This window comes from Reticulibacter mediterranei, assembly GCF_016587455.1.
Map to the genome: position 1 here is coordinate 6,854,179 of NZ_BNJK01000001.1, position 14,974 is coordinate 6,869,152.

A 14,974-nucleotide genomic window follows, 5' to 3' on the forward strand; every position below is an offset into this window, starting at 1 on the left:
AGGATGCGATAGATTATGGCAACTATTTATTACGATTCGGATGCGAATCTTGATTTTCTTCAACAGAAGCGCGTGGCTGTTATTGGATATGGCAGCCAGGGACACGCTCACGCTCTCAATATGAAGGAGAGCGGTTGTGATGTCGTAGTTGGTCTGCCAGCAGGCAGCAAGAGCCGCGAGAAGGCAGAGGCCGATGGTCTGCGCGTGCTGACCCCGGCTGATGCCGCGCAACAGGCCGATGTAATCATGATTCTCATTCCTGACGAACTGCATCGCGAGGTATTCGAGCGCGATATCAGGCCCGGACTGGCTCCCGGCAAGATGATCATGGTCGCACACGGCTTTAGCCTGCACTTCTCGCAGATTGTACCACCCGCCGATGTGGACGTGGCAATGGTTGCGCCTAAGAGTCCTGGCCACATGGTTCGTCGCCTTTATGTTGAGGGTGTTGGCGTTCCCGCGCTCTTCGCCGTTCTTCAGGATGCAACCGGCAGCGCCGAGGCGCTCACTCTGGCCTATGCTCGCGCCATTGGCTGCACGCGCGCTGGTGTTCTGCGCACAACCTTCAAAGAAGAGACCGAGACTGATCTCTTTGGCGAGCAGGCAGTGCTCTGCGGCGGCGTCACTGCCCTGATCCAGGCTGGCTTTGAGACGCTGGTTAATGCTGGCTATCAGCCCGAGTCCGCATATTTTGAATGTATGCACGAGATGAAGCTGATTGTTGATCTGATGTATCAGGGCGGCATGGAATACATGCGCTATTCCATCAGCAACACCGCTGAGTTTGGCGACTATGTCAGCGGGCCGCGCTTAATTAATGACAGTGTCAAGGCTGAGATGCGCAAAGTTCTGCAGGATATTCAGGACGGCACCTTTGCCAAGCGCTGGATTCTGGAGAATCAGGCCGGACGGCCTTCTTTCCTGGCAATGCGCCGCGCCAATGCGGAACATCAAATCGAGTCTGTTGGTCGTGAACTGCGTGCAATGATGCCCTGGCTGAACCCCACTCAGAAAAAGGCCGAGGCAGCCGAGACGAAGCAGAGCTAGCTTGTTCGGCAAAGATGACTAAGGAGGAAATAACATCATGGGAGATCCTGCGGTAGTAAAGATTTTTGATACAACTTTGCGCGATGGTGAGCAATCGCCCGGCGCAACTATGACCACTGAAGAGAAACTGCAAGTTGCCCAACAACTTATGCGTCTCAAAGTGGATATCATCGAGGCCGGTTTCCCGGCAGCCTCTCCTGGCGACCTTATGGCTGTCAAAGAAATTGCCCGGCTTACTCGTGGCGTTGCTGTCGCTGGACTGGCGCGCGCTCATGCCGACGATATCGATACGGCATGGGAGGGCGTTCGTGAGGCAGAGCTGCCTGTCATCCATGTGTTTCTTGCCACCTCCGATATTCATCTTCAACATAAGCTTAAATTGAGCCGCGAAGAGGCTCTACAACGTGTGCAGGCGATGGTCTCGCGTGCTCGCAACCTGTGCCCCTCCGTCGAGTTTTCGGCGGAGGACGCCACACGCAGCGATTGGGACTATCTCTGTCGGGTCTTTGAGGTCGCCATCAAAGCCGGGGCAACCACAATCAACGTCCCCGATACCGTTGGCTACACCCTGCCTCACGATTACGAGGCACTCTTCCGCTACCTGCGCGAGCGCGTGCCTGGCATGGAAGAGATCACCATGAGCGCTCACTGCCATGATGATCTGGGCATGGCGACCGCAAACACGCTGGCAGCCATCAAGGGTGGTGCGCGTCAGGTTGAAGTGACCATCAATGGCATCGGCGAGCGAGCCGGCAATACCGCTCTGGAAGAAGTGGTGATGGCTCTGCGAACCCGGCCAGACGTTTTTGGGCATGTTGATACGCGCGTCGAGGCAGCCGAACTGCTCGCCTCAAGTCAGCTTGTCAGTCGCCTCACCAGCATTCCCGTGCAGCCAAACAAGGCTGTTGTTGGTGCCAACGCCTTTGCTCATGAAGCGGGCATTCACCAGGATGGGATGCTGAAAAATCGCCTCACTTATGAGATCATGACGCCGCAGTCGGTTGGCTGGACCGATACGAAGCTGGTACTGGGCAAACATTCGGGGCGTCACGCCCTCGATGCGCGCTTGCGTCAACTGGGGCATAAGCTCTCAGCCGAGCAGTTGAAAGTTGCCTATCGCCGCTTTGTTGCTCTTGCTGATGAGAAGAAGGTGGTCATCGACTCTGATCTGCTCTATATCGTCGAGAGCAGCATGGACACGCCTGCCGCCATTTAATTTTAATAGAGGCATTCAGCCATATTGTAGCCGAGGGGTATAGAAAAAATTACCCCTCGGAAGCTTTTTTTATGTAAGAGAAATATCTCGACATCGATCCCTGTATGAGTTTATACTAAAAGAGATCACCTGCGAGGAACTCCCTGATGTTTTTCCCTTGCCAATGATGGCGAGCGCTGAGGTTTGCTGCTGCCCAAAACCAGGGGTAGAGCGGCAAGATCTGCTAGTGGCTACTCTACAGTAGTTGTTGGAAGATTTGCGTTGATATGACTTTTGTACCTCAGTGGATACTTCTGGTACGTAACATGTTAAAATAGTCGAAATCGCGAAAGGATGAGCAATGCGTTCTTCATCAGAAAGGCAGGTAGCCGGCGATGGCACTGGTATTACCTGTTTCAGTCACTGTCTTAACACCAGCTACGTCCGCTAACCTGGGACCGGGCTTTGATAGTCTAGGATTGGCATTACAACTGTACAATCGCTTTGAGGTAGAAGAGAGTGGGGTTGATCCTCTCCATCCGACCATTGAAGTGCAGGGAGAACTGGGTGCGGGCCTGTCTACTGGACCCGATAATTTGTTTTTTCGGTCGTTTGCCTTACTCTTTGAACGTGTAGAGGTTCCTTTGCCTGCTGTGCGCATTCGCATGAACATTAAAATTCCCCCCGGTTGTGGATTGGGGAGCAGCGCTACTGCCGTTGTAGGTGGATTGGTAGCGGCGAATGAGTGGCTGCGGGCGCAGGGCAAATCTGTGCCGAAAGAGGAGCTGTTGGATCTGGCGGTTGAAGCGGAGGCTGGCAACCATCCCGATAACGTCGCTCCTGCTCTGCTGGGTGGTCTGGTGGCGACAACCAACGTTGGCGGACGCATTCATGCCGTCAAAAATCATTTCCCTGATGCGCTCAAGGCGGTTGTGTTTACTCCTTCCTTCCCGATGGATACGGTCGCAGGAAGAAAGTTGTTACCAGCCAGCTATACCAAAGCTGACGTGACCTTTAATACTGGACGTGTCGCTCTCTTACTCAGTGCGCTCCAGACCGGGCGCTATGAGTTGATTGGCGACGCAATGCAGGATCGCTTGCATCAGCCTTATCGTCAGGTGCTCTTTCCTGCTATGCCGGATATTATCGATGCTGCTGTTGCAGCGGGGGCGCACGGAGCTAGTCTTTCTGGTGGTGGATCATCTCTTATCGCGCTTGCCAGTTCCCGCTTTCACGATGTCCTCCAGGCCATGCAAGAGACAGCACGTTCGGCCGGGATCACGGGAACCGGGATGATTTTACGTGCGGACCAGAACGGTGCGCGGGTTCTTGATACTCCGCGTAGCCGCATACGAAAGGATGTCAGCGCTCGCTATGGCGATCAATTCTGCTGGTCTCCAGCCAGGCCAGGGAGCAGATGAGGAAAACAAGCAGTTGAATACTCTTCCATCCGACGTGGTAGACGTGTTGTCTTCGGTCTCATTACGTTGTGTCAATTGCTCAGCCGTCTATCCAGCATTAGAGGCCGGGCCGTCTTCGTCCTTTGCTCCACGCTATCGTTGTGAGTGTGGCGGTGTACTCGATGTGGAAATGGCGTTTCGTCTGCCCAAAGAGCAATATTCATCGGCTCGCACTCAAAAAGATGACCCTGTTTTTTTTGATTTTGATGCCGGGCCTGAGGATGCTCCTTCGGCTGGCGCCTCCTGGCGACAGTTGTTTGATGAGCGTGCTTCCGCCCCTCCGATATGGCCCATTAGCACCGATAAGCAACTGCTCGATGCCAGCGGAGTCTGGCGTTACCGCGAATTGATTTTGCCAGCTCCTGAGCAGTATGTGGTCACACGGCCAGAGGGCAATACCGGCCTCTATCCCGTAGGGATCGAGAATTGCGGCCCCGGTCGAGCAGGCCATCGCCAGATCGGGCTATATGCCGGGTTGGAGCGCTTCTTCCTCAAGCATGAGGGCGAAAATCCGACCGGCAGCTTTAAAGATCGTGGTATGACCGTCGGGGTAACAATGGCCTTGATGATGGGTGCAAAGGCGGTCGCCTGCGCCTCCACTGGCAATACCTCGGCCTCGCTTGCTTCCTATGCTGCCCAGGCAGGTCTGCGCGGGATCGTCTTCCTGCCAGCTGGCAATGTCGCAGGGGGCAAACTGGCGCAAAGCCTGGCTTATGGCGCAACCACTGTGCAAATTCGTGGCGATTTTGACGATGCCATGCGCCTGGTTGAGCAGGTCTGTAATGAACTTGGGATCTATCTGCTCAATTCGCTCAACCCCTTCCGTGTTGAGGGTCAGAAGGCGATTGGCTTTGAGGTGTTGCAGCAGCTTGATTGGCAGGCTCCCGATTGGCTGGTGCTGCCAGCTGGCAATCTCGGCAATACCTCTGCGATTGGCAAAGCGTTCCGTCAGGCATATCAGCTGGGCCTGATCAGCAATATGCCTCGCATCGCTTCGATTCAGGCTGCTGGGGCCAATCCGTTCTATCGCAGCTTTACGCAAAACTTTGCCTCATACGAGCCGGTGCAGGCAGATACGGTTGCTACTGCCATCAAGATCGGCAATCCAGTGAGCTACACACGCGCGCGTCGCTCGATAGAGGAGAGCGATGGTATCGTTGAGCAGGTGAGCGACGACGAGATTCTGGCGGCCAAAGCGATTATTGACCGGGCTGGTATCGGCTGCGAACCTGCTTCGGCGGCCACGCTAGCTGGTGCTCGTAAGCTGGTGGCGCGAGGCGTGATTAAGCGCGATGAGCGCGTCGTTGGCATTTTGACCGGCAACTTGCTGAAAGATAGCAAGACAGGTATTCCCCAGGAAGTTGGCGGCACCGTAGTTGATGCTACATTTGATGCTGTCAGGAAGGTGCTTGCTGAATGAAGCTTGTCTTGCCAAAGAGACCTGCGGCACAGACGGGAGATGATAAGCCACCAGTCAGTGGTGGCTTGCATCTCCCGTCATGGTTTTTCGCCTGGGAAATGTATCTCATTGTGCTGCTTGCGGCAGGCTTGCGCCTCTATCACATCGATTTCACCGAGTTTGATGGCGATCAGGCTAATATCTTTCGCATGGCCTATGGCGCTTTGCATGAAGGAATGCTGGTCGCAACTGCCAATGGTGCCTCGATCCGTATTTTAAACCCCCCTGCCGTTATTTATTTGCTGATGATCCCCGCCGCACTCAGTCGCAATCCCCTGGGGGCCGCTATTTTTCAAGCCCTACTCTCCGTTGTCGCCGTCCTGCTTACCTATTTGTTCACCCGCCACTATTATGGTCGCCTCGCAGGGACAATTGCGGCCCTCTCTTTCGCTGCCTCGGCACGCTCGATCTTCTATGCTCGCTTTATCTGGAACCAGAGCTTTATTCCTTTTTTTCTGCTGCTATTCTTATTCGCGCTCTTCGCGGGGACTGTTGAGAGGCGCAAGGGCTGGCTCTTTCCGGCGCTCTTCCTGGTTGGTCTGATGGTGCAACTGCATGCGACCGGAGCGATGTTAGCCGCGCCATTGCTGGTGGCCCTTGTGCTGGCACTGGGGACGGTGCGCTGGCGTGATCTGGTTCTGGGCGTAGTCTCGCTGCTGGTGATCTATGCCCCGTATCTGCTCTGGGAGTTCACGTCGCATTTCTCCGATCTGCAAATCCTGCTGAATGGCTCCAAACTGCCCGTCCAGTGGGACACACAGGCTTTGACCTATTATCAGTGGTCCTTGAGCCCTTACGCAACCTTGATGGACAATGGTGAGCCTTTTACCAATACTCATTCCGTCCTTTTCCCGATTTATCGTCGCCTGCTCTGGTTGCAACCACTTTTAACCTGTTTGTTGCTTGGCGGTGCTGTCACTGCCCTGGTGCGAGTGCTGCGACCCGGCCATCTCTCGTCTCAAGAGAAGGTAGCTGACAATGTTTTGTTGCGATGCTGGTATGCTCTCCGCAACTGGTGGGCCGATCTACGAGCAACTCCTGCCAGATGTGGTCTGTTGATCCTGCTGGTCTGGCAAATCATTCCTTTGCTGGCCCTCTTTCGTCACACGCTGCCCGTCTATCCACACTACCTGATTATTTTTATGCCTGGACAATATATCCTGATCGGCTTCTTTCTCGCCGAAGCCATCAAATGGTGCCGCTCGTGGAGTCGATGGAGGGGCGGGCTACGTATCGCTCTCTGCTGTCTGACGGTACTGGCCCTCTGCGCGCAATCGCTGGGTGCGGCGGGAATGGTGCTGGACACGATTCGCGGCAACTATCAGGATACGAAACTTTCCTCTCCATACTACAACGATCTCGCCTCGCTGCAAAACGCCCTGCATCGAGCCGATCTCCTTGCACAACAACACCAATTGCACAGAGTCTATATCGCGGCTGACAAGGCGAATATGATGGCGCTGACATTTCTTGCTGGACAGATGCGGACCGCTACCACGCTCTTTAACGGTACACATTGCGCGCTCCTGCCTTCTGCTGAAAGTGGCCCTGCGATATTACTGGTGAGTCCACGCAGCCAGTTTGTTGACGCGCTTATCGGCCAGGGCAATAATGGGAATCTTCATGCAACGCTGATAGAGCGGCCTCACCGTCCTGGTGGCCCGCCTTTTGCGCTCTACATCGTCAGCACCATGAGTGCGTCATCTGTTGCGCATGGCACCTTTCAAGGGCAGCTGGAGGCGCTCGATACTCAGGCGTTCAGCTATCGTAACGCGCCCTGGAGCGTCACACGCTGGCAACTATTGCATACTGCGCAACCGGCTTCCCGCGTCACCTATGGGTATACAATGACGGCATCTTCCGGCACTGGGGAGAACAATAATCAATGCACTTTTTCCTCGCTGAATGCTGGCGATCAATTGCTAATGGCTTTTCCACAAACCGGGACAGTTGCCGAGCCGTTGACGGTACGTGGGCAATTTTATACGCTCTCTCCCTATAATTTCTCGTATGGCTCGTTGACTTTTGAAACGGATACCTTTCTTCCACCGCAAGCAAGCGCTTTGCACACATCTGATGGACGCGATAGCCTTTCGTTTGCGTTACCATAAAAAGGCATAGATTATGAAATGATCCCTTTAAAAGTGGCAATATATTTCGTAGTTTCCCGATTTATCGGGAGGAGCGCCACCCTCCCGATAAATCGGGAAACTACGAAATATACTACAGCTCATCATGTATTCTCCTCTGGTATCGAGGGGAATACGCTGCTACAATAGAGAGTAGCTAATCAGCATAGTAAACAGGTAAGGAAAGGCTGATGTGGGTAAGCATTTACGCTTTGTGCGAGAACTTATACCGCCCTGGGAGATGCCATCTGATCCCGTGAAAGCTGTACTCTGGTTTCTCCACTGGTTTTTGAAGGTGCTGGTGCATTTTTTCTGGTTGCCTATATTGATAATGGTGATATATATCACCTATGCGAATTGGAGCCTGGGAGGTGCATGGAATGGCATCATTAGCGGTGTGATAACGCTATTTGTGGGGATCGGCCTCTGGTCACTGCTCTATGGAGTTTTGCTGTTGGTGAACATCGCTAGCAGCATTTCGCGTACCATAACTGAGGTGACGCGCCTGCAACACGATCTCTCCTCGCAGCGTTCCTCCTACTTTTTCAAAGAGCCAGAACAAGAAGGGCAGGTGGTTGAAGGAACGATCACCGATCTGGAACAGGAACGTCGTAAGCGCAGGCGGGAATGAGAGCGCCGTTATGGTTGGGCGCTCTCAGGATTCGCAGCCTTCCAGCGTTGCCAGGCTGTATCTTCGGGCGTTGGCACATAAGAGCGCAGTAAGACCCCGCTGCCCTCGATGCGATACTTGCCAAGCGCAGCTGGTAGCACCATCGTCTGGCCTCGTTTCAACGACTCGCTATACTCCAGGGCGGGACCATAATAAACCTGTGCCTCGGCCCCTAACGAGGAGAGAATGACACAACTACTCTCTGTCTGGTCATGAATAACGCCGCCTGCTTTGAGGTGTAGCTCGCTGGTCAGAAAGTATCGACAGGCAACCAGACACCGCTCTTCATACTCTGTTCCTTCGACCAGCGAGACCGGATGCATTTTGATCTGGCGCGAGGCCGTGTAATGGGAGACATCCAGCGAGCGCTCGATATGCAGTTCGCGTGGCTTGCCAGATGCGGTGAGGCGGCCATAGTCGTACATGCGATAGGTGACATCGGAATATTCTTGCAGTTCGTATAGCAAGACACCTTGCCCAATAGCATGGACGGTTCCGGCGGGAACAAAGATGACATCGCCAGCCTGGACGGTCTCTTCGTGCATCAAACGATCCAGCGTAACCTCTTGAATCGCCTGCTCGACCTCCTCGCGTGTGGTTGTAGCTTTAAAGCCATGTACGATGGTTGCGCCGGGTTCGGCGGCGAGGATATACCAGAACTCCGTTTTGCCCAGTTTACCACCTTCATGTTGTGCCGCATACTCGTCGTTGGGGTGAACCTGTACGGAGAGTTGCGCGTTGGCATCGATGAACTTTGCGAGTAAGGGGAAACGTTCTTTGAAGATAGCCACCGCTTGCAATCCTAGAAATGCGGACCCTTCTATGGCGACCACTTCTCCCAGCGTCTTGCCCGCATGCGCACCATTCTGTACGATGGTACTGACTTCCGTCTCCCATGCTTCCCCGATGGCGACCTCTTCTTGAGGCAACTGTTTCCACCGGTCTCGCTCCAAACGGCGTCCTCCCCAGATGGTCTCATGTAAGGATGCCTCTAACCGCAGAGGATAAAAATAATGTACAGTCATTTCCTACCACATTCAACTGTTGTGTTGTCATGGAATTATGCTGAAAAAGCAGTGCTAGTCTGCCAGCAGAACACCCTCAATCTGGCGACGCAGTTTGTCGCGCATCATAATGCCTTTGATGCGATGCAACTCTTTGCCGCCCTTCAAAAAGAGCAGCGTGGGAATGCCTTCAATATTCCATTGGCGGGTCAACTCCGACTGATTTTCTACATTGACCCTGGCGAAAAGCGCGCGCCCCTCGAATATCTTGCTGACGGCTGTGAACTCCGGTTCGAGAATCTGACACGAGCCGCTCTGGTCTGCTGAAAAATTCACAATGACAAGCTCGGAAACCTGCAAAACTTTTTCAGTAAAATCTTCGTTTGTTACTTCAATATAGCTATCTGCCATACCACCCTCTTAATGTAAAAAAGATGACTTCGTCGCTTTCCAAGTTATCACTCCGGTAAAGCAGATGTCAAGGCAGCAACCGGCTACACACCGTTTGTCCTGCAATGCAAAGCAATCTCTTGTGATTATTTGGACCTTTAACACTGGCTTTCAGTCTTGACGCTAGGCGTTTAAGATCGCTTCGGCGTCCTCAATGAGATAGCGATAGCCCTGCTCTGTGAGGAAGAGTTGACGGTTCGCTGAAAACTCCTGGTCGCGTGTATCTCTCGTCACTACGGTATAGAAGTAGGCCAGCCCTCCGTCGCTTTTGGGTCTGAGAATGCGCCCCAAACGCTGAGCCTCTTCCTGGCGCGAGCCAAAGGTGCCTGAGACCTGAATGGCAACGTTGGCATCGGGCAGGTCAATTGCGAAATTGGCGACTTTGCTCACCACCAGTCGCTTGATTTCGCCCCGTCTGAACTGCTCATAGAGTTTTTCGCGTTGCGTATTCGAGGTGCGTCCTGTGAGCAGGGGAGCATCTAATTCTTCGGCCAGCGTTTTCAGTTGATCGAGATACTGACCGATAATCAACACCTGATCGTCGCGATGATGGTCAACAAGGTGGCGGGTGATGCTCTGCTTGGCGGGATTTTCGGCGGCGATACGATATTTCTCGCGCGTCTCTGCCATCGCATAGTTTAATTGATCGTCTTCGCTGAGTCCAACACGGATTTCATGGCACTCAGCCGTCGCGATCCAGCCCTGACGTTCCAGTTCGCGCCAGGGTACATCATATTTCTTGGGTCCGATCAGGCTAAAGACATCGGCCTCTCGCCCATCCTCGCGCACCAGCGTTGCCGTCAGGCCCAGTCGTCGTCGTGCCTGGATCTCCGCCGTAATGCGGAAGACGGGAGCTGGGAGCAGGTGGACTTCATCGTAAATGATGAGGCCCCAATCGTAGCTGGTGAAGAGCGAGAAATGCGGGAAGTATTCTGCCTGCTCTTCGCCGTTTTGTCCCTCAGCCGAGCGGCGATACGTGAGAATTTGATAGGTGCTGACAGTGATGGGGGCGATATCCTTGCGCTCACCCGTATACTCGCCGATCATCTCAGGCGGGATATCGGTTTTATCGCGCAACTCCTGAATCCATTGGCGGACGGCGATAGTATTTGGTGTGAGAATAAGCGTTGCGCGTTGAATATCGGCCATCGTGACCAGCCCGACAATAGTTTTGCCCGCGCCACAGGGCAGCACGACGACGCCACTTCCACCGCTAGGAGCACCTCCCGCGTAGAAGGCGGCGGAGGCAGCATATTGATAGGCGCGTGGTTCAAAAGATTTCTCCTGCGTGGTTGTGGTTTGCAACTTCATCGGCAGCGGAGAGCCATCGGTATATCCTGCAAGATCTTCAGCCGGAAAGCCGATATGAATAAGCGCCTGCTTGATATGCCCGCGACGGGATGCATCGACTTGCAGCGTGTGGCGGTCGATCTGGCGCAGGAGATAGGGCTGCGTGCGCTTATGGCGGGTTACTTCGGTTATAAGCGCGGCATCGTCGGAGGTCAGTAGCAGATTGTCGCCGTCGCGTATGAGCTTGATGCGACCATAGCGGTTGATATATTCGCGAATATCGACAGTGATGTTGGGAGGGATTGAATATTTGCTGTATTGTTCCAATAGCTCCAGCACGGATTGCGCGCTCATGCCTCCTGCGGCGGCATTCCACAGAGAGAGCGGAGAGAGGCGGTAGGTGTGGATATGTTCTGGCGATTTTTCTAATTCAGCGAACTGGGCCAGAGCATCGCGTGCTTCGGCGTGCAGTGGGTGATCCACTTCGAGTAAGATGGTCCGATCACTCTGGACAATGATGGGATTGCTCGGGTTCATAGGTACATTTATACTCCAGGCATGCTAGCCCATTTCTTTACATAGCTGGTAATAGCGGCAACCGCAGGCTCTTCAAATCCGCGCATGAGGTGTCGCGCTCCCGTAATAACCTTAATGCCCTTTGGACCGGGCAACTGTTCAACAAAAGGCTCTAATTTGTAGAGAGGGCAGATTTCATCGAATTCGCCAGTAAGAAATAGCTTTGGGCGATCAAAAGGCCGGGGAAAGCCGCTTGCTGCTCGGAAGAGGGGCAGGCTGACCGCTACAACGGTACGGACGCGTGGATCAAAGGGAGCATATAAGAGCGCGATATACGCGCCGAATGCATGCCCAATGACACATAGTTTGCCCGGATTTGCTCCGGGTTGCGCCATCGCCACTTCGAGTGCTCCGGCGAGATCTAATGGTTCCAGCCGACCATCGGTTTGTTGTCCCTGGCTTTTGCCTACTCCGCGAAAGTTAAAGCGGAGTACAATCATACCAGATGCAGCCAGACTCCTTGCCAGGGTGACGGTGAGTCCATCGTTCATATCGCTACTGGCTGGTTGTGGATGACATAGGACAATGACTGGCGCTACTTCCGTTTTAGCAAGCTTAGAAAGTTCAGGTTCATGCACAACCCCTTCCAGGAGTTGTGCTGGTTTCCCTTTACTGTAAAATGTAACAGGTCGCTCTTTCAATGCTGATGAGGTCATCTGTTGCCCCTCCGTCCGCTACCCTAGAGATTGCAATACAGATTTTATCTTATCTTAGCTAAGATGTCACGTCAACTTTTCTGACGAAAAACCGGTGCAAGATCTACTATCTGCCTTTTTTGCCCCCAAAAAGTACTGCCTTGTGACCGATTTCAGAAGAAATTTGACGAACTCTGTAAATTTTGCGAAACAAAACCTTTGCATGTGAGCCGAAGAATGTTATACTGAGTATGACATATGTGTACTTATTTTTAATCATGTTGGTATCGTATGTCAAATAAAGAACAAGAGTTATTTCGTTTGGCGTTCTTTATTTTTGTTTAGCTAACTGGTGATAAACCACTAACGAGTGGCGACGAGAGATTGAACAATGCGATTGCTTATATTTTGCCTATCACCTTCTGTCTCTCGGCGTCTTCTGACTGGATCATTCTTCTGGGGGGAGTGATCCCAGCGGGTTCATGCTTATCGTCCGTCGTGACACCATGATGCAGTGAGCCGCATCATCTTATTTTTCGCTGCACAACGACATAACGTACAAAAAAATAGGTTGCGCATTTCATGTTTAAGAGCATGTATTATTATTATGCATGACTTGCGTGATACAAGTGTACGGTGTACTGTTATATGTATGCGAGTAAGAGAAGCAATGGTTGGGGTGATCTCACGCGATGCAAAATTGCGCTTCTTACCTCCGTGCCAGGGGGTAATGGGATGGGGCTGCGTGAGGTCGGCTCAGTGTACATAGTGAAGTGTAGAGGTAGGAGAACGCATGTCCAGCATTTTAGTCGTCGAGGGTGAGGGAACGATCAGTGGCTTGCTCAAAGAGGCTCTAGGAGCCAAAGAATATCAGACTGTCATGGTCCTCAATGGCGAAGATGCTGTGCAGTTTGCCTTACGGGAAATACCGCATCTCATTGTGATCGATTTCATGCTCCCCGGTTTGAATGGGTACGATTTGATTCGACGTTTGCGCGAGCATCCGAAAAGTATGCACATTCCGATCATCGTTGTCAGTTCTGGTTGTTCGCCTGCTGAGAAGGTTCGGGCCTTTGAATTAGGGGTAGATAGCTATCTTACTTTTCCATTTGACCCGCTTGAATTGCTTGCCCATGTGCGCCGTCAACTTCGTCGCGCCCAACAAACGTTTCTTTCCCCTCTCACGCAACTTCCTGGTGGCTTACAGCTTGAACGAGCCATTCACTATACGCTAAGTTCGCTCGAACCCTGGAGCATCTTGTACGTCGATCTCGATAATTTCAAAGCCTTTAATGATGTCTACGGCTTTCATGCTGGCAATAATATGATTCTTCTGGTCAGCCGTATCTGTCAGAATGTCGTGTATGAATATGGGAATGCGGAGGATTTTGTCGGGCATATTGGCGGCGATGATTTTCTCATCGTTACCACTCCTGACCGAGCTACCACGCTCTATCGCCATATCCTTGAGCGCTACAAACGCGAAAGTGTTCCCTTCTATCACCCGGATGATTTAGCTCGTGGTTCCATTAACGGGGTTGATCGTAAAGGGAAGCCGTATCAATTTCCTCTGGTCTCTCTTTCAATTGGCGTTGTGAGCGATCAGATGTGTGATCCTCGCAGCATTGAAGAGATCGGCACGTTGACTGCTGAAGCCAAGCGACACGCCAAGCTCTCCTCTAATAATGTCTTTCACATCTCCTCTCATCGGAACAGGCCAGTTCATAGTAGCATTCGCGACTCCTATTCCCTCGCTCCTTTTGGGCGATTGAGCCAGGTTGGTCGTAGCCTGTTTCCTATGGTTGAGAAGGATGCGATGGCTGAGTTTAAATAGATGCTGGTGCGTTGACTTCGGCTTTCAAGCTTTGAGCGGTGATGTGATCGGTAATGAGCACGTTGGCCAACCCCGCTTTAAGAGCCGCTCGAATGGCCGGGATGCGAGATTTACTGGCACCTGCTACAAGAATGACTTTGGTGTGCTGGTGCATGATCCGCTCGGGTAAACGTGGGATCTCCAATCCCGTGAGATAATAGGGGGGGGATGTAACATATTGTTGAGCGAGCGCCCTTCTGCATCAAAGACCCAGTGATTGATGTCCGCTACCGGATGATACCCCTGTAACGTCTGGACCTGCTGTTCAGAAAGCACCCCTCTTTTCACCATGTCATGGTCAAGATCGGGAGTCCATAACCCCATCATGATAATATTAGCCTGCTCAATCATTTTGAAGACATCGCGCACCAGCGGCAAGTTGCGCGCCTGTTCCTGCTGTTCCTGCGTTTCCACAAGCGCGGGAATGGGGAGCCAGGCATGACCACCGCCATACAATTTGGCGATATCATAGGCAACGAGATTGGCGTCGCCGATGCTGGTGTGCCGTTCCACAAATCCGATCGTAGGCACTACCTGCAAATCCGAGATGCTTTTGCTCGGTTTGAGATGACGAACAACGTTTCTCATAATGCTTCTCCCACCCGTGACCGCTAGAATATCGTGGTGCGTAATCACCTGGTCCAGATAGTGAGCCGCGGCTTCAGTAATTTCTCCCAGCACATCCTCGTTGAGATCTGAGTCTGGTTTCGTGTCGTCAAAGCAGCGGCCAGGGACGAGAATCAGCTCTTCTAGCTCCAGATGAAAACGCAGGTCGCGGGCCAGGTTGGATAAATATCCGGCTCGTTCCTCGGGGATCACGGAAATACGCACGATACCTCGATCTTCCGCTTTTTGCAGCGCTTTGCTAATGGTCTGCCGCGAGCAATACATGAGGCTGGCAATGCTTTCCTGGGTCTTGCCCTCGATGTGGTAGAAGGTGGCGACTTTGCGCAAGAAGCGATCATCGGCCAGCAGACTGCCCTCAGACTGGTTGCATTGGGGCGTATTTGTCAACACGCGGTCCGTCCTTTCAATTTAATGTTACATAAGATGTCACACAAGAAATACCAGACTGATCAGCTAAATAACTTTCTTATTTCAAAGTATATCCAATAGATTACACAAAATGACAACAATGTGCAAGCATGAGTGAGAATTTTATCATACAAATATTGATCTTTCGTGT

The 14,974-nt window shown here is 52.6% G+C and carries 13 protein-coding genes; 7 read left to right on the plus strand and 6 right to left on the minus strand.

Going from position 1 to position 14,974, the window contains the following annotated elements; translation table 11 throughout:
• Positions 1-15 precede the first annotated feature (15 nt).
• From ilvC to K3T83_RS29685, 6 genes are all read left to right on the plus strand, one after another.
• Positions 16-1,047: a ketol-acid reductoisomerase gene (ilvC, locus tag K3T83_RS29660; RefSeq protein WP_220206531.1), complete on the plus strand. Its 1,032-nt coding sequence runs from the start codon at positions 16-18 to the stop codon at positions 1,045-1,047.
• Between the two features lie 37 nt (positions 1,048-1,084).
• The gene (locus K3T83_RS29665) at positions 1,085-2,263 is read left to right on the plus strand and encodes a 2-isopropylmalate synthase (protein ID WP_220206532.1); all 1,179 of its coding nucleotides are present in this window, start codon (positions 1,085-1,087) and stop codon (positions 2,261-2,263) included.
• A 374-nt stretch (positions 2,264-2,637) separates the two neighbouring features.
• Positions 2,638-3,663, plus strand: a complete 1,026-nt coding sequence (thrB, locus tag K3T83_RS29670) for a homoserine kinase (RefSeq protein WP_220206533.1) — start codon at positions 2,638-2,640, stop codon at positions 3,661-3,663.
• A complete protein-coding gene (gene thrC, locus K3T83_RS29675; protein WP_220206534.1) occupies positions 3,617-5,122 on the plus strand; it encodes a threonine synthase in 1,506 nt (501 codons plus the stop codon). Before thrB ends, thrC begins: the two co-directional genes overlap by 47 nt.
• A complete protein-coding gene (locus K3T83_RS29680) occupies positions 5,119-7,272 on the plus strand; it encodes an ArnT family glycosyltransferase (RefSeq protein ID WP_220206535.1) in 2,154 nt (717 codons plus the stop codon). The genes thrC and K3T83_RS29680 overlap by 4 nt, the downstream gene beginning before the upstream one ends.
• Before the next feature lie 211 nt (positions 7,273-7,483).
• Positions 7,484-7,921: a hypothetical protein gene (locus tag K3T83_RS29685; protein WP_220206536.1), complete on the plus strand. Its 438-nt coding sequence runs from the start codon at positions 7,484-7,486 to the stop codon at positions 7,919-7,921.
• A gap of 8 nt (positions 7,922-7,929) precedes the next feature.
• Here the strand turns inward: K3T83_RS29685 and K3T83_RS29690 are convergent, their stop codons facing one another.
• The 4 genes from K3T83_RS29690 to K3T83_RS29705 form a co-directional block, all read right to left on the minus strand.
• The gene (locus K3T83_RS29690; protein WP_220206537.1) at positions 7,930-8,985 is read right to left on the minus strand and encodes a type I phosphomannose isomerase catalytic subunit; all 1,056 of its coding nucleotides are present in this window, start codon (positions 8,983-8,985) and stop codon (positions 7,930-7,932) included.
• 54 nt (positions 8,986-9,039) lie between these two features.
• The gene (locus K3T83_RS29695; protein ID WP_220206538.1) at positions 9,040-9,375 is read right to left on the minus strand and encodes a thioredoxin family protein; all 336 of its coding nucleotides are present in this window, start codon (positions 9,373-9,375) and stop codon (positions 9,040-9,042) included.
• A 162-nt stretch (positions 9,376-9,537) separates the two neighbouring features.
• On the minus strand, positions 9,538-11,241 hold the full coding sequence (locus tag K3T83_RS29700) for a DNA repair helicase XPB (RefSeq protein ID WP_220206539.1): 1,704 nt from the start codon (positions 11,239-11,241) through the stop codon (positions 9,538-9,540).
• Between the two features lie 8 nt (positions 11,242-11,249).
• Positions 11,250-11,936 (minus strand): alpha/beta hydrolase, encoded by a 687-nt coding sequence (locus tag K3T83_RS29705; RefSeq protein WP_220206540.1) that lies wholly within the window; start codon positions 11,934-11,936, stop codon positions 11,250-11,252.
• 772 nt (positions 11,937-12,708) lie between these two features.
• On the opposite strand from K3T83_RS29705, the gene K3T83_RS29710 reads away from it, so the two are divergent.
• Positions 12,709-13,749, plus strand: coding sequence for a GGDEF domain-containing response regulator (locus tag K3T83_RS29710; RefSeq protein ID WP_220206541.1), 1,041 nt, complete (start codon positions 12,709-12,711; stop codon positions 13,747-13,749).
• Here K3T83_RS29710 and K3T83_RS57345 read toward each other — a convergent pair.
• Positions 13,742-13,903: a sugar-binding domain-containing protein gene (locus tag K3T83_RS57345; RefSeq protein WP_268963485.1), complete on the minus strand. Its 162-nt coding sequence runs from the start codon at positions 13,901-13,903 to the stop codon at positions 13,742-13,744. The two genes, K3T83_RS29710 and K3T83_RS57345, sit on opposite strands and share 8 nt — an antisense overlap.
• The gene (locus K3T83_RS29715; RefSeq protein ID WP_268963486.1) at positions 13,873-14,805 is read right to left on the minus strand and encodes a sugar-binding transcriptional regulator; all 933 of its coding nucleotides are present in this window, start codon (positions 14,803-14,805) and stop codon (positions 13,873-13,875) included. The genes K3T83_RS57345 and K3T83_RS29715 overlap by 31 nt, the downstream gene beginning before the upstream one ends.
• Between the last annotated feature and the right edge of the window lie 169 nt (positions 14,806-14,974).